The organism is Streptomyces sp. NPDC037271 (genome assembly GCF_055603605.1).
The window spans coordinates 320,536-339,834 of sequence record NZ_JBVJVN010000004.1; the positions used below are offsets into that span (position 1 = coordinate 320,536).

19 protein-coding genes are annotated in these 19,299 nt (G+C 73.9%); 8 read left to right on the plus strand and 11 right to left on the minus strand.

Annotation, left to right across the window (positions count from 1 at the left end):
• The first annotated feature begins 28 nt into the window (after positions 1-28).
• From ACZ7G3_RS11295 to ACZ7G3_RS11315, 5 genes are all read left to right on the plus strand, one after another.
• Positions 29-1,558 (plus strand): aldehyde dehydrogenase (NADP(+)), encoded by a 1,530-nt coding sequence (locus ACZ7G3_RS11295; RefSeq protein ID WP_470924853.1) that lies wholly within the window; start codon positions 29-31, stop codon positions 1,556-1,558.
• A 157-nt stretch (positions 1,559-1,715) separates the two neighbouring features.
• Positions 1,716-2,324: a DUF1349 domain-containing protein gene (locus tag ACZ7G3_RS11300; protein WP_470924855.1), complete on the plus strand. Its 609-nt coding sequence runs from the start codon at positions 1,716-1,718 to the stop codon at positions 2,322-2,324.
• A 37-nt stretch (positions 2,325-2,361) separates the two neighbouring features.
• On the plus strand, positions 2,362-2,865 hold the full coding sequence (locus ACZ7G3_RS11305) for a GNAT family N-acetyltransferase (protein WP_470924857.1): 504 nt from the start codon (positions 2,362-2,364) through the stop codon (positions 2,863-2,865).
• A 75-nt stretch (positions 2,866-2,940) separates the two neighbouring features.
• Positions 2,941-3,654, plus strand: a complete 714-nt coding sequence (locus tag ACZ7G3_RS11310; RefSeq protein WP_470924859.1) for a DsbA family oxidoreductase — start codon at positions 2,941-2,943, stop codon at positions 3,652-3,654.
• 95 nt (positions 3,655-3,749) lie between these two features.
• A complete protein-coding gene (locus tag ACZ7G3_RS11315; RefSeq protein WP_470924861.1) occupies positions 3,750-4,808 on the plus strand; it encodes an aminotransferase class V-fold PLP-dependent enzyme in 1,059 nt (352 codons plus the stop codon).
• Positions 4,809-5,146: 338 nt separating this feature from the next.
• Here ACZ7G3_RS11315 and thpD read toward each other — a convergent pair whose 3' ends face one another.
• The 5 genes from thpD to ACZ7G3_RS11340 all read right to left on the minus strand — a co-directional run bounded on the left by thpD (position 5,147) and on the right by ACZ7G3_RS11340 (position 9,917).
• Positions 5,147-6,046, minus strand: a complete 900-nt coding sequence (gene thpD, locus ACZ7G3_RS11320) for an ectoine hydroxylase (protein WP_426599525.1) — start codon at positions 6,044-6,046, stop codon at positions 5,147-5,149.
• A 6-nt stretch (positions 6,047-6,052) separates the two neighbouring features.
• Complete coding sequence (locus tag ACZ7G3_RS11325; RefSeq protein ID WP_217144727.1) at positions 6,053-6,451, minus strand: ectoine synthase; 399 nt, start codon at positions 6,449-6,451, stop codon at positions 6,053-6,055.
• A gap of 90 nt (positions 6,452-6,541) precedes the next feature.
• Positions 6,542-7,813 (minus strand): diaminobutyrate--2-oxoglutarate transaminase, encoded by a 1,272-nt coding sequence (gene ectB / locus ACZ7G3_RS11330; protein WP_426599524.1) that lies wholly within the window; start codon positions 7,811-7,813, stop codon positions 6,542-6,544.
• 132 nt (positions 7,814-7,945) lie between these two features.
• Entirely contained in the window at positions 7,946-8,458 is a 513-nt protein-coding gene (gene ectA / locus ACZ7G3_RS11335) for a diaminobutyrate acetyltransferase (protein WP_426599523.1), read from the minus strand.
• 328 nt (positions 8,459-8,786) lie between these two features.
• Complete coding sequence (locus ACZ7G3_RS11340) at positions 8,787-9,917, minus strand: pyridoxal-phosphate-dependent aminotransferase family protein (RefSeq protein WP_470924959.1); 1,131 nt, start codon at positions 9,915-9,917, stop codon at positions 8,787-8,789.
• Between the two features lie 169 nt (positions 9,918-10,086).
• Between ACZ7G3_RS11340 and ACZ7G3_RS11345 the strand changes: the two genes are divergently transcribed.
• Positions 10,087-10,587 (plus strand): hypothetical protein, encoded by a 501-nt coding sequence (locus tag ACZ7G3_RS11345; protein ID WP_470924863.1) that lies wholly within the window; start codon positions 10,087-10,089, stop codon positions 10,585-10,587.
• Positions 10,588-10,631: 44 nt separating this feature from the next.
• Entirely contained in the window at positions 10,632-11,723 is a 1,092-nt protein-coding gene (locus ACZ7G3_RS11350; protein WP_426599521.1) for an amidohydrolase family protein, read from the plus strand.
• A gap of 234 nt (positions 11,724-11,957) precedes the next feature.
• Here the strand turns inward: ACZ7G3_RS11350 and cobC are convergent, their stop codons facing one another.
• From cobC to cobM, 6 genes are read right to left on the minus strand one after another with little or no spacing between them, the layout of a single operon-like run.
• Positions 11,958-13,058, minus strand: coding sequence for an Rv2231c family pyridoxal phosphate-dependent protein CobC (gene cobC, locus ACZ7G3_RS11355; protein ID WP_470924865.1), 1,101 nt, complete (start codon positions 13,056-13,058; stop codon positions 11,958-11,960).
• A complete protein-coding gene (locus ACZ7G3_RS11360; RefSeq protein ID WP_470924867.1) occupies positions 13,030-13,950 on the minus strand; it encodes a sirohydrochlorin chelatase in 921 nt (306 codons plus the stop codon). Before ACZ7G3_RS11360 ends, cobC begins: the two co-directional genes overlap by 29 nt.
• Complete coding sequence (locus ACZ7G3_RS11365) at positions 13,947-14,549, minus strand: precorrin-8X methylmutase (protein WP_470924869.1); 603 nt, start codon at positions 14,547-14,549, stop codon at positions 13,947-13,949. The genes ACZ7G3_RS11360 and ACZ7G3_RS11365 overlap by 4 nt, the downstream gene beginning before the upstream one ends.
• A complete protein-coding gene (gene cobJ / locus ACZ7G3_RS11370; protein ID WP_470924870.1) occupies positions 14,546-16,228 on the minus strand; it encodes a precorrin-3B C(17)-methyltransferase in 1,683 nt (560 codons plus the stop codon). Before cobJ ends, ACZ7G3_RS11365 begins: the two co-directional genes overlap by 4 nt.
• Positions 16,225-17,460: a precorrin-6y C5,15-methyltransferase (decarboxylating) subunit CbiE gene (gene cbiE, locus ACZ7G3_RS11375; protein WP_470924872.1), complete on the minus strand. Its 1,236-nt coding sequence runs from the start codon at positions 17,458-17,460 to the stop codon at positions 16,225-16,227. Before cbiE ends, cobJ begins: the two co-directional genes overlap by 4 nt.
• Positions 17,457-18,251 carry a precorrin-4 C(11)-methyltransferase gene (gene cobM, locus ACZ7G3_RS11380; RefSeq protein WP_470924961.1) on the minus strand — a complete coding sequence of 265 codons (795 nt, stop codon included), beginning with the start codon at positions 18,249-18,251 and terminating at the stop codon, positions 17,457-17,459. Before cobM ends, cbiE begins: the two co-directional genes overlap by 4 nt.
• A 317-nt stretch (positions 18,252-18,568) precedes the next feature.
• On the opposite strand from cobM, the gene ACZ7G3_RS11385 reads away from it, so the two are divergent.
• Entirely contained in the window at positions 18,569-19,297 is a 729-nt protein-coding gene (locus ACZ7G3_RS11385) for a ZIP family metal transporter (protein ID WP_426599515.1), read from the plus strand.
• Positions 19,298-19,299: the final 2 nt, after the last annotated feature.

The following is a 19,299-nucleotide window of genomic DNA, read 5'->3' on the forward strand; positions in this document are numbered from 1 at the left end:
CGACGCAGAGCACGTGGAGGGACCCGCGGTGGCAGCAGCACCAGTCTGGAGTGTCGACCCCCGAACCGGGAAGCAGCGCGAGCAGGTCGCGGTGGAAGCCACGGCCCAGGAGGTGGACGCCGCCGTCCGGGCCGCGCACGCCGCCCGGGACGCCCTCGCCGACCGCACCGTCCGCGCGGCCTTCCTGCGCACCGCCGCCGACGAGCTGAAGGCGGCCGAGAGCACCCTCGTCGAGGCGGCCGACGCGGAGACCGCGCTCGGCCCGGTCCGGCTCACCGGCGAACTCGCCCGCACCTGCTACCAGCTGCGGGCCTTCGCCGACATCGTCGACGAGGGCGAGTTCCTCGGCGTCGTCATCAACCACCCCGACGACACCGCGACCCCGCCGATCCCGGACCTGCGCCGCTACAAGGTGCCCCTGGGTGTCGTCGCCGTCTACTCGGCCTCCAACTTCCCCTTCGCCTTCTCCGTCCCCGGCGGTGACACCGCGAGCGCGCTCGCGGCCGGCTGCCCGGTCGTCGTCAAGGCACACCCCGACCACCCGGCCCTGTCCGAGCTGGTCGCCAAGGTGCTGCGCCGGGCCGCCGCCCGGCACGACCTCCCCGAGGGCGTCGTCGGCCTCGTGCACGGCTTCGAGGCGGGCATCGAACTGATCAAGCACCCGCTGGTCGCCGCCGCCGGCTTCACGGGTTCCGTCCGCGGTGGCCGCGCGCTGTTCGACGCCGCCGCCGCGCGGCCGGTCCCGATCCCCTTCCACGGCGAGCTCGGTTCGCTGAACCCGGTCGTCGTCACCCAGGCGGCGGCCACCGAGCGGGCGGAGGCGATCGGCGCCGGGCTGGCCGGCTCGATGACGCTGGGCGTCGGCCAGTTCTGCGTGAAGCCCGGCCTGGTCCTGGTGCCGTCGGGCGCCGCCGGTGACGGCCTGGTCAAGTCCCTCACGGACGCGGTCGGCGACACCGACGCCGGCGTGCTGCTCGACCACCGCATGCGGGACAACTTCGTCGCCGGCGTCGCCGAACGCGCGGCGCTGCCCGACGTGGACTGCCCGGTGACGCCGGGCTCGGGAGGCGAGCACTCCGTCGCCGCCGGGTTCCTCACCGTGCCGGCCGGGCGGCTGACGGAGCAGGGCGAGCACGACCTGCTCCTCGAGGAGTGCTTCGGACCGGTCACCGTGGTGGCCCGCTACGAGGACGAGGCCGAGGTGCGGGGAGTCCTGTCCCGGCTGCCGGGCAACCTCACGGCGACCGTGCAGCTCTCCGCCGAGGAGGCGGCGGGCCAGGGACGCGGGGCGGAGATCCTCGCGGAGCTCACGCCGCTCGCGGGACGAGTGCTGGTGAACGGCTGGCCCACGGGGGTCGCCGTGGCGGCGGCCCAGCAGCACGGGGGCCCGTACCCGGCGACGACGTCGACGTCCACGTCGGTGGGCGGTACGGCGATCGAGCGGTGGTTGCGGCCGGTCGCGTACCAGGGGACGCCCGAGGCGCTGCTTCCCGCCGAGCTGCGGGACGGCAATCCGCTGGGGCTGCCCCGCCGGTTCAACGGGGTGCTCGAGCGGTAGCGCCGTCGGGGCGCGGGTGGTGCGCGGGCCGCGGCACCGTTTCGCGGGCCGCGGCACCGCGGTGGCCGCTCGCGCCCACGCGGCGGAGCCGCGGCCCGACGCGGCCCCGCGCCTCCGCGCCCCCGAGCAGGTACACCCGCCCCGAGAGGATCGACCGATGGACCTGGAACTTCCCGAACTGCCCTTCCCCCTCCGCGCCTACGGCCCCGACGGGGCCTGGTCCTACGAGAACGGTGTCCTCACCGGATCGGCCGGCCCCCGGCAGGACCGCTTCGTGCCGCCGACCGGGGAGGCACTGGAGCCCACGTCCGACGCGCCGAGACTGCTGGGTCCGCCCGACGGGGACTTCCAGCTGATCGCCCGCGTCACGGTCGGCTTCAAGGGCGCCTTCGACGCCGGCGTCCTCTACGTCCACGTCGGCGAACGGGCCTGGGCCAAGCTGTGCCTGGAGTACTCCCCGGACGTGCCCACCGTCTGCACGGTGGTCACCCGGGGGCACTCCGACGACGTCAACTCCTTCACCGTGGACGGAAACTCCGTCTGGCTGCGGGTCAGCCGCACCGGACGGGCCTTCGCCTTCCACGCCTCCCTCGACGGCGAGCGCTGGACCTTCGTCCGGCTGTTCACCCTGGGCGACGAGGAGGAGACCGGCGCGGCCCTGGTCGGCTTCCTCGCCCAGGCGCCGGTGGGGGAGGGGTGCGAGGTGACGTACGACCACCTGGAGTTCCGGCCGGCCTGGCCGGCGGACCTGCGCGACGGCAGCTGACGCAACCGCGAGGCCCGGCTTCCGCGTCCTGCGTTGCATGATCAGCGAACGTGTGACCGGAAGCCGGGTGATCCGTACCGTCCTGCCCGCCGAGGCGGAGACCGTCGCCGCCCTGCACGCCCGGGCCAGGGCGACGTACTACCCGGACGGGCTCCCCGACGACGGCGTCGACTGGGTGGCCGTGTGGCGCAGTGCCGTCGAACGGCCCGACGGGCACGTGCTGTGCGCCGTGGAACGGGGCGGCCTCGTCGGCATCGCCTCCTTCCGGGTCCCGGACGACGGCCCGGCGGACACGGTCAAGCTGTTCCAGTTCCACGTCGACCCCGACCACTGGCGCACCGGCATCGGCACCACCCTGCACACGGCCTGCGTCGAACAGTGGCACGCCGACGCCAGGCGGACGGCCGTCCTGGACGTACACGTCGACAACCGGCGCGCCCAGGCCTTCTACGCCCGCCGGGGCTGGGTCCCCGACCCGGAGAACCCGCCCGCCGAGGGCGACCACCACCTGTTCCTGCGGTATCGCGTGCCGGGGGAATGAGCCCCGCTGCTTGAACGTTCACGTACGAGGCGGAGAGGGCCTCCGCACCCGTACGACCTGGAGAAGAGCCGAGACATGCGCGTCGAGATCTGGAGCGACATCGCCTGCCCGTGGTGCTACGTGGGCAAGGCCCGCTTCGAGAAGGCGCTCGCGGCCTTCCCGCACCGTGACGGCGTCGAGGTGGTCCACCGGTCGTTCGAGCTGGACCCCGGGCGGGCCAAGGACGACGTCCAGCCCGTGCTGACGATGCTCACCGCCAAGTACGGCATGAGCGAGGCCCAGGCACAGGCCGGTGAGGACAACCTCGGTACGCAGGCCGCCGCCGAGGGACTGGACTACCGCACCCGGGACCGCGACCACGGCAGCACCTTCGACATGCACCGGCTGCTGCACCTCGCCAGGGAGCAGGGACGGCAGGAGGCGCTGCTGGACGCGCTCTACCGGGGCAACTTCGCCGACGAGCGCTCCGTCTTCAACGACGACGAGCGGCTCGTGGAGCTGGCCGTCGCCGCCGGGCTGGACGTGGACGCCGCCCGCGCGGTGCTCGCCGACCCCGCCGCCTACGCCGACGAGGTGCGCGCCGACGAGCGCGAGGCCGCGGAGCTGGGGGCCACGGGCGTGCCGTTCTTCGTGCTCGACCGGAAGTACGGCGTGTCCGGCGCCCAGCCCGCCGAGGTCTTCGCCCAGGCGCTGACGCAGGCGTGGGGCGAGCGCACACCGCTGAAGCTGATCGACGACGGGGGCGCCGAGGCGTGCGGTCCGGACGGGTGCGCGGTGCCCCGGAACTGAGACTCCAGGTGGCGGCAGTCGCATAAGCGTTCCTTGGAGGAACCGCGTAGGAATACGTGATGGACGGGTAGGTCGCCGGGCGGCACAGTGGCCTCATGGAGAGCTTCGAGAACCTCGTCCGTGCCGAGTTCGCCCCGGAGACCACGTACCTGAACACCGCCAGTACCGGCCTGCTCCCCGCCCGGACCCTCGTCGCGATGCGTGACGCGGCGGCGTCCGCGGCGGCCGGGCAGCCGCTCGACATGTTCGCCGACGTCGAGGCGAGCCGGTCCGCCTTCGCCCGGCTCCTGGGGGTGCCCGCCACCCGGGTCGCGGCCGGTGCGTCCGTCGCCACGTTCAGCGGGCTCGTCGCGGCCTCGCTGCCCGCGGGCGCCGAAGTCCTCACCGCGGAGGCCGACTTCAGCTCCCTGGTGAACCCCCTGTACTCGCGCGGCGACCTGAAGGTGCGCAGCGTGCCGCTGGAGCGGATCGCGGAGTCGGTCGGTCCGCAGACCGCGCTCGTCGCGGTCAGCTCCGTCCAGTCCGCCGACGGGCGGATCGCCGACCTGGCGGCGCTGCGGGACGCCGCACGGACGCACGGTGCTCGGACGCTGGTCGACGTCTCGCAGTCCAACGGGTGGCTGCCGCTGGCCGCGGACGACTTCGACTACGTGGCCGCCGTCGCCTACAAGTGGGTGCTCTGCCCGCGCGGCGTCGCCTTCCTCGTCGTACCGGAGGACCTGGGAGAGTCGGCCGGACTGACGCCGCTGTTCGCCGGGTGGGCGTCGGGTGAGCGCCCCTGGGACAGCTGTTACGGCCCCGTCGAGGAACTCGCGCACTCCGCACGCCGCTTCGACGAGAGCCCGGCCCTCTTCTCCTACACGGGCGCCCGGCATTCCCTGGCCCTGATCGAGGAACTCGGCGTGGACGCCGTACACGCCCACGACACCGCTCTCGCCGACCGGTTCCGGCAGGGGCTGGGCTCCCTGGGGCACGAGCCGGTGCCCGCGCCGGGCTCCGCGATCGTCTCCGTGCCCGGGCTCGGCCACCGGCAGGGCGAGTTGAGCCGGGCCGGCGTCCAGGTCTCCGACCGGGCGGGCCATCTGCGGGCCGCGTTCCACCTCTACAACACGGCGGCGGACGTCGACCGGCTGCTGGACGTGCTGGCGGGCTGAGACGGCCGGGCCGGAGGCGGCAGGGAAGCCGGGCCGGGACAGCATCGGGCAGGGGCCTCCCGTCCCACACGAGAAGGCCCCTGCCCGGGTTCGGACGGGGGTCACCGGACCGGGGTGAAGTCCCGCGCCCTGATGCGGTGTTCTCCGGGGGACGCCCCCCGGACCGCCGGCCGAGCGGGGTCACCGGACCGGGGTGAAGTCCCGCGCCCCGATGCGGTGTTCTCCGGGGGACGACCCCCGGACCGCCGGCCGAGCGGGGTCACCGGACCGGGGTGAAGTCCCGCGCCCCGATGCGGTGTTCTCCGGGGGACGACCCCCGGACCCCCGGCCGAGCCGGGTCACCGGACCGGAGTGAAGTCCCGCGCCCCGATGAACTCCGGCCGCCGGATCGGTGCCGCGAACGGCTCGACCGCCGTGTTCTCCACGCTGTTGAACACGATGAACACGTTGCTGCGCGGGAACGGCGTGATGTTGTCGCCCGACCCGTGCATGCAGTTGCAGTCGAACCAGGTCGCCGAGCCGGCCTTGCCGGTGAACAGCTTGATGCCGTACTCGGAGGCCATCTTCGTCAGCGCCTCGTCGGACGGCGTCCCCGCGTCCTGCATCTGCAGGGACTTCTTGTAGTTGTCCTTCGGCGTGGCCCCCGCGCACCCGAGGAACGTCTTGTGCGACCCCGGCATGATCATGAGACCGCCGTTGGTGTCGTAGTTCTCGGTGAGCGCGATCGAGACCGAGATGGTGCGCATGTTCGGCAGGCCGTCCTCGGCGTGCCAGGTCTCGAAGTCCGAGTGCCAGTAGAAGCCGCTGGCCCCGAAGCCCGGCTTGACGTTGATCCGGGACTGGTGGACGTAGACGTCCGAGCCGAGGATCTGCCGGGCCCGCCCGACCACGCGCTCGTCGCGCACCAGCTTGGCGAACACCTCGCTGATCCTGTGCACCTCGAAGACCGACCGGATCTCCTTGGACTGCGGCTCGACGATCGAGCGCTCGTCCGCGCGGATGGCCGGGTCCGTGGTGAGCCGCTCCAGCTCGCGCCGGTAGACGTCGACCTCGTCCGGTCCGATGAGCTGGTCGACGGCGAGGAAACCGTCGCGGTCCAACGCCTGCAGGTCACCGGCCGAGACCGGGCCGGGCGTGTCCGGGGAGCCCCAGACGACCGGGTCCTGCCGGGGGGTTGCCACCTCGGTGGCGCCGCGGGTGGGATAGAGGTCGGTGACGTTCGTGGTCGTGGTGGTCACGGTGACTCACACCTCCTCGGTGAGCAGCGGGTAGACGCCGTTCTCGTCGTGATCCTCCCGTCCGGTCACGGGCGGGTTGAAGACGCAGATGCAGTGGAAGTCCTCCTTGACCTTGAGCGTGTGCCGCTCATGGCCGTCCAGGAGGTACATGGTCCCCGGCGTGATGTGGTACGTCTTCCCCGTTTCGCGGTCGGTCAGTTCGGCGTCGCCCTTGGTGCAGACGACGGCCTCGATGTGGTTCGCGTACCACATCGACGTCTCCGTACCCGCGTACAGAATCGTCTCGTGGACGGAGAAGCCGACCTTCTCCTTGGCCAGGACGATGCGCTTGCTCTCCCAGGTGCCGGACGCCGACTTCACGTGCCGGTCGGTGCCTTCGATCTCCTTGAACGAACGGACGATCACGGTGTTGCGATGCCTCCTAGGTGAAGGGTGTGCAAGGGTCCCCGGCGCCCTCGGCCGCGCGGGCCGAAGGCGCCGGAAGCAGTGGTGCCGTCAGGCGGTCTCGCGCACGGCCCGGGCGAGGGTCTTCATGCCCTCGTCCAGCTCGTCGGGCGTGATGGTGAGCGCCGGGAGCAGCTTGACGACCTCGCTCTCGGGGCCGGACGTCTCGATGAGCAGCCCGAGTTCGAAGGCGCGCGCCGCGACCTTCCCCGCGCGTTCCTTGTCGTGGAACTCCAGGCCCCAGACCAGGCCGCGGCCCCGGTACTCCTTGATGTCGGCGAGGTTCTCCTCGGTGATGGCGATCATGTGCTGCTCGACCTGCTCGCCGCGCTTGCGGGTCTGCTTCTCCATCGCCGACCCGTCGGCCCAGTACGCCTCCAGCGTGGCGGTCGCCGTGACGAAGGCCGGGTTGTTGCCGCGGAAGGTGCCGTTGTGCTCGCCCGGCTCCCAGACGTCCAGCTCGGGCTTGAACAGGGTCAGCGCCATGGGCAGGCCGTAGCCGCTGATCGACTTGGAGACGGTGACGATGTCCGGCGTGATGCCCGCCTCCTCGAAGGAGAAGAAGGCACCGGTACGGCCGCAGCCCATCTGGATGTCGTCGACGATGAGCAGCATGTCCTGGCGTTCGCACAGCTCGGACAGGGCGCGCAGCCACTCGGCCCGGGCGACGTTGATGCCGCCCTCGCCCTGCACCGTCTCGACGATCACGGCGGCCGGCTTGTTGAGGCCGGAGCCCTGGTCCTCCAGCAGCCGCTCGAACCACAGGAAGTCCTCGACGGTGCCGTCGAAGTAGTTGTCGAACGGCATGGGCGTGCCGTGCACCAGCGGGATGCCGGCGCCGGCCCGCTTGAAGGCGTTGCCGGTCACGGCGAGCGAGCCCAGCGACATGCCGTGGAAGGCGTTGGTGAACGACACGATCGACTCGCGTCCCTTCACCTTCCGCGCCAGCTTGAGCGCGGACTCCACGGCGTTGGTGCCCGTCGGGCCGGGGAACATGACCTTGTACGGCAGGTCACGCGGGCGGAGCACCAGGTTCTGGAACGTCTCCAGGAAGCGGCGCTTGGCGGTGGTCGACATGTCGAGCCCGTGCGTGACGCCGTCCCGCTCCAGGTAGTCGATCAGCGCGCGTTTCAGCACGGCGTTGTTGTGCCCGTAGTTGAGCGAGCCCGCTCCGGCGAAGAAGTCGAGGTACTCGTGGCCGTCCTCGTCGTACATGCGGCTGCCGAGCGCGCGGTCGAAGACGGTGGGCCAGCCGCGGCAGTAGCTGCGCACCTCGGACTCGACGGTCTCGAAGACACTGAGGTCGGGCTGGGTGATGGTCACGACGAAATCGCTCCTCGTGGGATGAGGGTGGGAGAGGAAGGTCGTACGGATCCGGGGGACCGGTGAGGTCCCGGCCGGGAAGTCTCAGGGCCGGACGGTCAGGGGTGCCGGGCCGTCCGGGCAGCCGGTCGGTCAGCGGGCTGCGGACAGGGGGCCGATGCGGTACAGGACCTCGGGCTCGTGCGGCCCGTCGGGGAACAGGTCGGTGCCGAACAGCACCTCGCGCTCCAGCCGGGCGCCGTGTCGCTCGGCGAACGAGGTGAACAGCCGCTGGGACGCGGTGTTGTCGGGTGAGATGGTGGTCTCCACGGTTGTCATCCCGCGTTCCGCGACGGTCCGGGCGGCCAGTCCGTCGAGCAGAGAAGCCGCGAGCCTCCGTCCACGGTAGGCACGGTTCACCGCCACCTGCCACACGAGCAGGGTGTCCGGCCGGTCCGGCCGCATGTAGCCGGTGACGAAGCCGACCGGCACGCCGTGCCCGTCGCGGGCGACGGCCGAGGTGGCGGCGAAGTCCCGGCACCAGAGCAGATAGCTGTAGGACGAGTTCAGGTCGAGGACCTCGGAATCCCTCGCTATCCGCCACAGAGCGGCCCCGTCGGCCACTCTCGGACGGTCGATTTGCAGGTCTGCTTGCGCGGCAGTCATGCGAATTGAATTTACCCAGGGAAATTCGAAATTGCATCGCCGGACGGGGTTACGTATGGGCGCGTCATGTGTTATCACGCGGGCGCGTGCTTCCGCGCGAGAAGGCGGCGATATGGGCGGTTTGCACGTGTCAAACGCCGCAAAACGGGCAGCATGTGGATCGGGTCACAATCACGTAACCCGTGCGAGAGCTGCCCGAAATGCGAGAGTCGAGGCCCGTGAAGTCGTTGTGTTTAAGACCCGGGAAAGCGGGCAGGAGAATACGGGAAGCTGTGCTGAGTGTAATTCGTTAATTCTGTTTGTGTGAGCTTCGGTAATTCCCTTGAGTTCATGCTCCCGAAAGTCCGGGGCCGGCCGGCCGGACCCAGGCGTCCTCGACGGCCCGCCGTGCCGCCTCCAGGTCGGCCTTCAGGCACTTCTCGGCCAGCGCGGCACCCAGTGCCGCCAGAGAGCCCTGGACGGCTCCGCGCGTCGCCTGCGGACCGTAGTGGTTGACGCGGATCATCTCCCCGGCGAGCGCGCCCCCGCCCGCCGCCAGCGGCAGCGCCGGATCGGACTCCAGGGCCCGGGCCACCAGCTCGGACGCGTCGACGCCGGACGGCGTCCGCAGCGTCGTCGCGACCGGCGCCGCGTCCTTCGCCTCGTACACGTACGGCTCCAGGCCGCCGCCCAGCGCGAGCGCGCCGGCCCGGGTGGCCGCCGCGGCCGCCGCGTGCCGCGCCGTCACCGTCTCGAGGCCCTCCGCCTCGATGCGCTCCACGCACGCCTCCAGGGCGAGCATCTCCAACTGCGCCGGCGCGTGCGGCAGCGCCTTGCGCCCGCCGTCGATCCAGCGCTCCCTCCAGTCCAGCAGGGAGAGGTACGACCGGCGCGGCGCCCCGGGGTTCGCCGCCATCCGCGCCCACGCCCGCTCGCTCACCGACACCGCCGACACCCCCGCCGGACCGCCCATCGCCTTCTGGGCCCCGATGACGCACAGGTCCACGCCCCACGCGTCCGGCAGGACCGGCTCGGCGCCCACGGAGGCCACGGCGTCCAGGTAGAAGAGCGCGCCGTGCGCCCGCACCACCTCACCGATCTCCGCGACCGGGTTGGTGTTCCCGGTCGCCGCCTCCGCGTGCACCAGGGAGACGAAGTCGATCTCCGGGTGCTCGGCCAGGGCCCCGCGGATCTGCTCGGCGGTCACCGCCGTGTGGAACGGCACGTCGAGGTCGTGCACGGTCGCACCGCAGTCCCGCAGCCAGTCCCCGAACGTCTGCCCGTACGGCCCCGTGACCACGTTCAGCGCGACGGTGCCCGGCCCGGCGGCACCGCGGATCGCACCCTCCAGCGGCAGCAGCGCCTCGCCCTGCATGATCACGACGTCCTGGCCGGTGCCGAGCAGGCGCGCGACCCGGTCCTCGATCGCGGCGAAACGGCCGGCGCTCAGCGGGGCGAGGTCCAGGAAGGGGTGGGTCACTGTGGTGCTCTCTTCGCTCACGGGCAGGTGTACGGCGCGTACGGAGTCGAGAGTAACCATGGCCTCCGCCGCCGCTCGCGCCGGAGGCCGTCCGTTGCGACACCCCCACGCCCGGAATTGTGGCTTCCGCCACAGCCGTCGTGATCGCCGAGCTGATGAACTCGTACTCGTGTTCGCTCTCCTGCTGCTCCTCCTCGTCGCGGTGGTGACGGCCGCCCTCGTGAGCCGGGGTCCCGGCACGTACCCCCGCGCGCAGCCGGCACCGACGGCCGCCGTTCCCGCGCCGCGCAAGCCGGGCGCGCCCTTCCGCGTCGTCGCCGGGGTCGCGGGCGGGGCCGCCGCCCTGCTGTACCTCTGGGGTCTGCTGTGCGTGGGCTTCGCGGCCATGGAGGCGGAGGACGGCGGTACGGGCTCCGCGCCGCTGCGGCCCTGCCGTGCCGGCGTGTCCCCGGAGCTGTCCGGGCGGGTCATCGACTACTCCGTCTCCTACCTGCCCCTGCGCTTCAGCTGCGAGACCACCGACGGTGACGCCTACGACTCCGCCGACGTCCCCGGCTACGTCAACCCCGGCGTCGCCGTCCTCGCCCTGACCGCCGTCGCCGGTGCCGTCGCGGCCGGATACGCGACCGAGTTGCGCGCCCGAGCGGCAGCGCGCGACGGCGGCCGGTGACCGGGCCTTCGAACACCCCCGCGGGCCGGTCTAAGGTGCGGGGCATGAGCGATCGCACGGTGCTGCACGTCAGGGGTCGGGTGCTCGTCGGACCGGAGGAGGTCCGCGACGAGTTGTGGGTGATCGACGGCAGGATCTCCCACGACCGCCCCGCCGGCGCCGCCGACGTCCGCACCGTCGAGGGCTGGGCGCTGCCCGGCCTGGTCGACGCGCACTGCCACGTCGGCCTGGACCAGCACGGCGCCGTCCCCCAGGATGTCGCCGAGAAGCAGGCGCTCACCGACCGCGAGGCAGGCACCCTCCTCATCCGCGACGCGGGCTCGCCCTCCGACACCCGCTGGACCGACGACCGCGAGGACCTCCCGAAGATCATCCGGGCGGGCCGGCACATCGCCCGCACCCGCCGCTACATCCGCAACTACGCCTGGGAGGTCGAGCCCGAGGACCTCGTCGCGTACGTCGCCCAGGAGGCCCGGCGCGGTGACGGCTGGGTGAAGCTGGTCGGCGACTGGATCGACCGGGACCTCGGCGACCTGTCCGCCTGCTGGCCGCGCGGCGCCGTCGAGGCCGCGATCGCCGAGGCCCACCGCCTGGGCGCCCGCGTCACCGCGCACTGCTTCGCCGAGGACTCCCTGCGCGACCTGGTCGAGGCCGGCATCGACTGCGTCGAGCACGCCACCGGGCTGACGGACGACACCATCCCGCTCTTCGCCGAGCGGGGCGTCGCCATCGTGCCCACCCTCGTCAACATCGCCACCTTCCCCGCGCTCGCCGACGGCGGCGAGTCCCGGTACCCGCGCTGGTCGGCCCATATGCGCCGGCTCCACGAACGCCGCTACGACACGGTGCGCGACGCCTACGACGCCGGGATCCCGGTCTTCGTCGGCACCGACGCGGGCGGTTCCCTGGCCCACGGCCTGGCGGCGGCGGAGGTCGCCGAACTGGTCACGGCCGGCATCCCGCCCGTCGAGGCCCTCGCCGCGACGACCTGGGCCGCCCGACGGTGGCTCGGCCGTCCCGGCCTGGACGAGGGCGCGCCGGCGGACCTGGTGGTGTACGACGAGGACCCGCGCGCGGACGTGCGCGTGCTCGCCGCTCCGCGCCGGGTGGTGCTGAACGGGCGGGTCGTCGGTTAGCCGAAGCGACCCGTCGGCGTCCCGCGCGCCGAGGTGGTCCGCACCGGCGCGACGGCGGCGGGCGACGGCGACGGGCGGCGGCGACGGGCGGCGGCTGGGCGACCCCGTACGTCGCGGCCGGCACCGCCGCCCGGGATGCCGACGGGCGAGGCGGGCCGAGGTACCGGCGGGCGGCGGAGCCCAGGGCGGACCGCGGGGCGTCCGCGCCGGGCTCCCGGGGGAGGGCCGTACGCCTCAGGCCGGTTCCGCCACCGCCCGCCCCAGCGCCCGCAGGAAGCCGTCCGTCGTGGCCCGGTCCCGTACCGCCAGGCGCAGCCACTCCTCGCCCAGCCCCGGGAACGTGTCCCCGCGCCGTACCGCGTACCCGAGGTCGCGCAGCCGGTGGCGTACCGAGGCCGCGTTCGGCAGGCGGACGAGGACGAAGGGGCCCTCGGCGGGCTCGGCGACCCGCAACCCGGCGCCGGCGAACTCCGCCAGCCCGGCGACGAGATGGGCCCGGTCCGCGGCGATGTGGTAGGCGGCGTGGGCGGTCTCCGCCAGCGCCGGTGGTGCCACGCACACCTCGGCCGCCGCCAGCGCGGGCGTGGACACGGGCCACAGCGGCTGGGCGCGCTCCAGACCGGTGACCGTCTCCGGGGCCGCCAGGACGTATCCGATGCGCAGCCCGGCCAGCCCCCACGTCTTGGTGAGGCTGCGCAGGACGACCAGCCCGGGTACGTCCGTGCGCCCGGCCAGCGCCTCCCGCTCGCCCGGCACCGCGTCCATGAAGGCCTCGTCCACGACCAGCGTCCGCCCGGGACGGGCCAGCTCCGCGATCGCGGCCGCCGGGTGCAGCACCGACGTCGGGTTGGTCGGGTTGCCGATCACCACCAGGTCGGCGTCCTCGGGGACGGCCGCCGGGTCCAGCCGGAAGCCGTCCGCCTCCCGCAGCAGCACCCGGTCGACCGTGTGCCCCGCGTCCCGCAACGCCGCCTCCGGCTCCGTGAACTGGGGGTGCACCACGACCGGCCGGCGCACCTTCAGGGCCCGCGCCAGCAGCACGAACGCCTCGGCCGCGCCCGCCGTCAGCAGGACCCGCTCCACCGGCAGCCCGTGCCGCGCCGCCACCGCCGCCCGCGCGGCCCGCCCGTCCGGGTAGGCCGCGAGGGAGCCGAGGGAGGCGGCGACGTGGTCGCGCAGCCAGTCCGGCGGCGTGCCCGCGCGCACGTTCACCGCGAGGTCCACCAGCGCCGAGCCGTCGTCGCGGACCTCGGCGTCCCCGTGGTGCCGCAGGTCGGGGCCCCCGGAACCGGCCCGGGCCCCGGCCTCAGTGTGCATGGGAGTGTGCGTGTCCATGCCCGTGATGGTGCCCGTGGTGGTGATGGCCGTCGTCGTCGGGGTGGAAGTGCGGCTGCTGCGGCAGCCCCACCTTGTCCTCGAACCCGGGCAGCGCGATCCGGTACACGCAACTGTCGCAGTTCATCCGGAGGTCGCCCTTGACGGCCTCCTCGTACCGCTCCCACACCAGGTCGAGCAGCTCCGGCTCCGGCCCGATGACGTCGGCCGACCGCACCTCGGTCTCCGGGTGCGCGGCGGCCCACTCCTCGGTCTGGTGCCGGACCCGGTCCGGGAGGATGCCGGTGAACAGGAAGTACGGCAGGACCACGACCCGCCGCGCCCCGAGGCGCACGCACCGGTCCAGGCCGCCCGGCACGTCCGGCTTCGCCAGCGACACGAACGCCGTCTCCACGGCCCCGTACCCACGCCCCTCCCACAGCAGCCGCGCCGCCTTGAACACCTCCGCGTTGGCGTCCGGGTCCGTCGACCCGCGCCCGACCAGCAGCACGGTCACCTCGGCGGGGTCCCAGGACGGGTCGACCGCCTGAGCCAGCCGCCGCTCCAGCACCCGCAGCAGCGCCGGGTGCGGGCCCAGTGGACGTCCGTACGTGTACGAGATGCCGGGGTGCCGCTCCTTCTCGCGGGACAGCGCCGCCGGGATGTCGCCCTTGGCGTGTCCGGCGGAGACCAGCATCAGCGGCACCGCGGCGAACCGGCGCACGCCGCGCTCGACCAGCTCGGCGACCGCCTCGCCCAGCGGCGGCGGGGACAGCTCGATGAAGCCGCCGGCGACGGGCAGTTCGGGGTGGCGGCGGCCCAGCTCGCGCACGAAGTCGCGGAACGCCTCGGCTCCGGCCTCGTCCCGGGTGCCGTGTCCGGCGATGAGCAGGGCGGGCGGCGGGGTGGTCACGATTTCTCCTCGAAGTGCGAATCGGAGTACGAAGTGGGGTGGTACAGCAGGGCGTTCAGCGCGGCGGCGGCGACCGCCGAACCGCCCTTCTCGGACACGTTGCTGACGGCGGGCAGCCCGCTCTCGCGCAGCGCGGCCTTGGACTCGGCCGCCCCGACGAAGCCGACGGGCAGCCCGACGACGAGCGCGGGCGAGGCGTCCAGGGTGAGCAGTTCCTCCAGCGCGGTGGGCGCGCAGCCGATCACCCACAGCGCGCCGGGCCCGACCTGCTCGTACGCCAGCCGCACGGCGTGCGCGGAGCGCGTCAGTCCCGGGCCGGCGACGGCGTCCCCCAGCCGGCACACGGTCTGCCGCCGGGTGATCCCGGCCGCGACCATCTCCACGTCCACGACGACCGGCGCACCGGCGTGCAGCGCGGCGTGCGCCGTCACCAGCTCGTCCTCGTCCAGGACGAGGTCGGAGGCGTACTCCAGGTCGGCGGCGGAGTGGATGACCCGCTCCACGACCGCCCGGGACAGCGGCGGGAAGTGCGACGTGTCCAGCCGGGCGCGCAGCCGCCGGAAGGACTCCTGCTCGATGGGGTGGACGACACGGCTCACTTGGGCTCCTCCTGCCAGCGGTAGCCGCGCGGCGTCACCATGCGCCCGGCGATCTCGCGGGTCGCGGTGTTGCCCACCGTCACGACGGTCATCATGTCGACGGTCGCCGGGTCGAGAGCGGCGAGCGTGGTGAGCCGGCTGGACTCGTCGGCGCGCGACGCGTTGCGTACGACACCCACCGGCGTCGCCGGCGCCCGGTGCTCCGCGAGGATCGCCAGCGCCTTGGGCAGCTGCCAGTCCCGGCCCCGGCTGCGCGGGTTGTAGAACGTCACGACGATGTCCGCCTCGGCCGCCGCCCGCACCCGCCGCTCGATGACCTCCCACGGCGTGTGCAGGTCGGACAGGCTGATCGACACGTGGTCGTGGCCGAGCGGCGCGCCCAGGATCGCCCCGGCCGCCAGCGCCGCCGTCACGCCCGGCACCCCGACCACGTCGATGTCGTCGGAGGCCTCCGCCAGTGCGGGCGAGGCCATGGCGTACACCCCGGCGTCCCCGCTGCCGATCAGCGCCACGGCGTGCCCGCGCCGGGCCTCCTCGACCGCGGTCCGGGCCCGCTCCTCCTCGGCGCCGAGCCCCGACTCCAGGACCCGCGTGCCGGGCCGCAGCAGGTCGCGGATCTGGTCGACGTACTGGTCGAGGCCGACCAGCACGGACGCCCGCCGCAACTCCGCCTGCGCGCGCGGCGTGACCAGGTCCCGGGCGCCCGGCCCGAGCCCGACCACCGCGAGCCGCCCGCGCCCCGGACGCCGTACGACGGCGCAGGTCGCCATCGCGGGGGTCGCCGCCGACTTGCGCTTGGGCACGAGGAGTTCGCCGCCGCGCACCAGCGCCGCCGCCTCCGCGACCGACGGGGTGCCCACGGCCGCGAGCGGGGCGTCGGAGGGGTTGGGCACCTCGATGCCCGCCAGCTCGTCGGCGGCGTACGTCACCAGGGGCACGCCCAGCCGCTCGGCGGCGCCCACGATCCCGGGCTCCTCGGCCTTGGCGTCCACGGTGGCCAGCTCGGCGACCGACGCGGCGGACAGCCCGGCGTCCCGCAGGGCCTCCTCCACCAGCCCGAGCACCTCGTCGACCGGCGCCCCCCTGGACGCGCCGACGCCGACGACCAGGGACGGCGGACGCAGGACGGCCTCGCGCTCGGCCCGCTCCACCAGACGGTCCGTCAGCCGGATCGTGTACGCCCCGCCCTCGGCGACCGGCAGCGGCGGCAGCGGCCAGGCCACCTCCGACCGCAGCGCGACCGGCTCGCCGTCCAGCAGGGCCCGCGAGACCCCGGCGACATCGCCCTCCACGGGCAGCCCGAGGGTGTCCAGGCCGGGCAGGCCCACGGCGTCCGTCGCCGTCGTCACCACCGGCTCGGCGCCCAGCACCGCACCGACCGCGCGGGCGAGTTCGTTGGCGCCGCCCCCGTGGCCGCCGACCAGCGACACGGCGAACCGCCCGCCCTCGTCGACGCACACCACACCGGCGTCGGTCCGCTTGTCGTCCAGCAGCGGCGCCACGAGCCGGACCACGGCCCCCGTGGCCAGGAAGCACACGAGCTGCTCGCACTCGGCGAACGCGGTCCGCACGGCGTCCGCGACGGGACCCCCGTACACGCGCGTGCGGTCCGGCCACGCCGCGGCCAGCCGGTCCCGCGCCGCAGCTCCCGCCGAGGTGGCGGAAATGAGGCCGATCAAGGGGCAACTCCTTCGGTACGGCTGTGCGGCCTCACGCCCCACAGCAGGAAGACGGGATTGGTCGCCGCGAGCCGGGTCACGTCCCCCGGCAGCGGCGCGAGCCGGGACGACTGCAGCAGCACCCCGTCGCACTCCAGCCCGGCGTCGAGCAGGGCCCGGCGGGCTGCCGGCACCCGGTCCAGCGCGGCCATGGCGACGACCACGGTCCGCCGCGCCCGTCGCGCGCACCGCGCGACGATCGCGGGCAGTTCGCGCCCGCCACCGCCGACGAACACGGCGTCCGGGTCGTCGTCCAGGCCGGACAGCGCCGCGGGCGCCGCCCCCTGCACCACCCGGACGTCGACGCCGTGCGCGGCGGCGTTGGCGCGGACGCGATCGACACCGTCCGGCGTCTTCTCGACGGCGGTGACGGCGGCGCCGAGCCGCGCGCACTCCACGGCGACGGAACCGGAGCCCGCGCCGACGTCCCAGACCAGGTCGCCGGGGCGGGGCCCGAGCCGGGCCAGCGCCAGCGCCCGCACCTCGAACTTCGTGATCATCGAGTCGCGGTGCGCGAACTCGGCCTCGTCCAGCGCCCACCCGGCGGGACCCGGCCGAGGCCCGGCGACCGTCCGTACCGGGGCCGGCGCCCGTGCCTCGTCCAGGCACAGCACCACGCTCACCGCCGTCCCCCAGTCACGGACGGCGGCCTCGGCGGGAGTCACCCGCTCCACGCGCTCCTCGGCGGAGCCCAGCGCGGAGGCGACGACGAGGACCCGCGGGTCGGCCCGCAGCGCGGCGCCGAGTTCCGCCGGGCCGGCCCCGGGCCCCGTCAGCACGGCGACCTTCGGGTGGGCCCGGCACAGGTTCACCGCCGTCCGCGGGTCCCGCCCGTGCGCGCTGGCCACCACCGCGTCGTCCCACGGCAGCCCGGCCCGCGCGAACGCGGCGGCGACGGAGGAGACACCGGGCCGCACGTCCAGCCGCTCCGGCCCGAACCGCTCGGCCAGCACCCGCACGATCCCGAAGAACCCCGGGTCACCGGAGGCCAGCACGACCACCCGCCGCCCCTTCGCGACGTACTCCGCGACCGTGTCGAGGGCGGGCGCGAGCGCCCCGAGCACGACCCGCTCGGCACCGTCCGGCAGCCGTACGGCGTCCAGGTGGCGCCGCCCGCCGACGACCAGCTCCGCACCGGCGGCGACGTCCTCGCCGGGCGGCGCGCCGGCCCCCATCCCCACCACGGTGATCACGTGCTCGCACCCCGTGTGCGCAGCTCCCGGCGCGCCCGGGGGTCGGCCTTGCGGTAGCCGTGGAAGTGCCCCGGGTGGTACAGGTGCGAGCGGGTGCCGTGCGCGTCGAGGGCCGGGCCGACCAGGAACAGGGTGTGCTTCCAGAGTTTGTGCTCCTTGACCGTCTCCTCCAGCGTGCCGATCGTGCACCGCACGACCAGTTCCTCCGGCCAGGTGGCCTGGTACGCGACGACGACCGGCGTCTCGGTCGGGTAGCCGCCCTCCAGCAGCTCCCGCACCAGCTGGCCGCTGCGGGCCGCCGACAGGAAGATCGCCATGGTGGTGCCGTGCTTCGCGAACTCGCGGACCTCCTCCCCGGGCGGCATCGGCGTCTTGCCGCCGCCGAGCCGGGTCAGGACGACGGACTGCGCGACCTCCGGGATGGTCAGCTCCCGCTGCGCGAGCGCGGCGACCGCGGAGAAGGCGGAGACGCCGGGCACGATCTCGGTCGCGATACCGATCTCCGCGCACCGGTCGAGCTGTTCCTGCGTACCGCCCCACAGGGCCGGGTCACCGGAGTGGATGCGGGCCACCCGCAGCCCCTGCTGACGCGCCCGCCGGTAGACGGCCACGACGTCCTCCAGCGACATCGTCGCCGAGTCCAGGACCTCCGCGTCCCCCCGCGCGTGCTGGAGGACCTCCGCCTGGACCAGGCTCGCCGCCCAGATCACGACGTCGGCCTCGGCGATGGCACGCGCGGCGCGGAACGTCAGCAGGTCGGCGGCGCCGGGACCGGCACCGACGAAGGTCACCTTGCCGACGGGGTCCTCGGCCGCGGCTGCCGTGGCGGCCGGAGAAACCGCGGGAGCCGCGGGAGCCGAGGGAACTGCGGAAGTCACGGGAGCCCCGGAAGTCACGGAAGCCGTGGAAGCCACGGAGGCTTCGGGAGTCACGGGAGCCCCGGAAGTCACGGAAGCCGTGGAAGTCACGGAGGCTTCGGGAGTCACGGAAGCCTCGGGAGCCGCGGAAGCCTCGGGAGCCATGGGAATCGGTCCTCTCCTACGCATATTTACTGCGGTTGCTGCTGTGGTGCGCACGGATACGCGCTCTGATCGGATAGCAAGGGCCCATGGCGGTCTTCGTAGCGCTCGGCGCGTTCCTGATGACGCTGGCCGGCGGCTGGACGGCACAGCGCGTGACCGACCGGCGCCACCTGGTCCTGGGCCTGGCCGGCGGCCTGATACTGGGCGTGGTCGGCCTCGACCTGCTGCCGGAGGCGCTGGAAGCGGCGGGCGGCGAGGTGTTCGGCGTGCCCGAGGCACTGCTGCTCTTCGTCGCCGGATTCCTGCTCGCGCACCTCGTGGAACGCCTGCTGGCCGCCCGCCGCGCCGCGCACGGCGCCGACGAACACGGACAGCGCTCGCCCCAGGTGGGCCTGACGGCCGCCGCCGCGATGGTCGGCCACAGCGCGATGGACGGCGTGGCGATCGGCGCGGCCTTCCAGGTCGGCGGCGGAATGGGCGCGGCGGTCGCGATGGCCGTGATCGCCCACGACTTCGCGGACGGCTTCAACACCTACACGCTGACCAGCCTGTACGGGAACGCCCGCCGCCGCGCGATCGCGATGCTGGTCGCCGACGCCCTGGCACCCGTGGCCGGGGCCGCCTCCACCCTGCTCTTCACGATCCCGGAAGGGGCGCTCGGCGCGTATCTCGGCCTCTTCGGCGGCGTACTGCTCTACCTCGCCGCCGCCGAGATCCTCCCCGAGGCCCATCACGAGCACCCCGCCCGCCCGACCCTGCTGTGCACGGTTGCCGGCGCGGCGTTCATCTGGCTGGTGGTGGGCATCGCCGAGTGAGC

What these genes read in the sequence shown, in the direction of transcription:
- ACZ7G3_RS11300 (WP_470924855.1), top strand. Translation starts at nt 1,716, where the DNA reads ATGGACCTGGAACTTCCCGAACTGCCCTTCCCCCTCCGCGCCTACGGC.
- ACZ7G3_RS11305 (WP_470924857.1), top strand. Translation starts at nt 2,362, where the DNA reads ATGATCAGCGAACGTGTGACCGGAAGCCGGGTGATCCGTACCGTCCTG.
- ACZ7G3_RS11310 (WP_470924859.1), top strand. Translation starts at nt 2,941, where the DNA reads ATGCGCGTCGAGATCTGGAGCGACATCGCCTGCCCGTGGTGCTACGTG.
- ACZ7G3_RS11315 (WP_470924861.1), top strand. Translation starts at nt 3,750, where the DNA reads ATGGAGAGCTTCGAGAACCTCGTCCGTGCCGAGTTCGCCCCGGAGACC.
- ectA (WP_426599523.1), bottom strand. Translation starts at nt 8,458, where the DNA reads ATGACTGCCGCGCAAGCAGACCTGCAAATCGACCGTCCGAGAGTGGCC.
- ACZ7G3_RS11350 (WP_426599521.1), top strand. Translation starts at nt 10,632, where the DNA reads ATGAGCGATCGCACGGTGCTGCACGTCAGGGGTCGGGTGCTCGTCGGA.
- cobC (WP_470924865.1), bottom strand. Translation starts at nt 13,058, where the DNA reads ATGGACACGCACACTCCCATGCACACTGAGGCCGGGGCCCGGGCCGGT.
- ACZ7G3_RS11385 (WP_426599515.1), top strand. Translation starts at nt 18,569, where the DNA reads ATGGCGGTCTTCGTAGCGCTCGGCGCGTTCCTGATGACGCTGGCCGGC.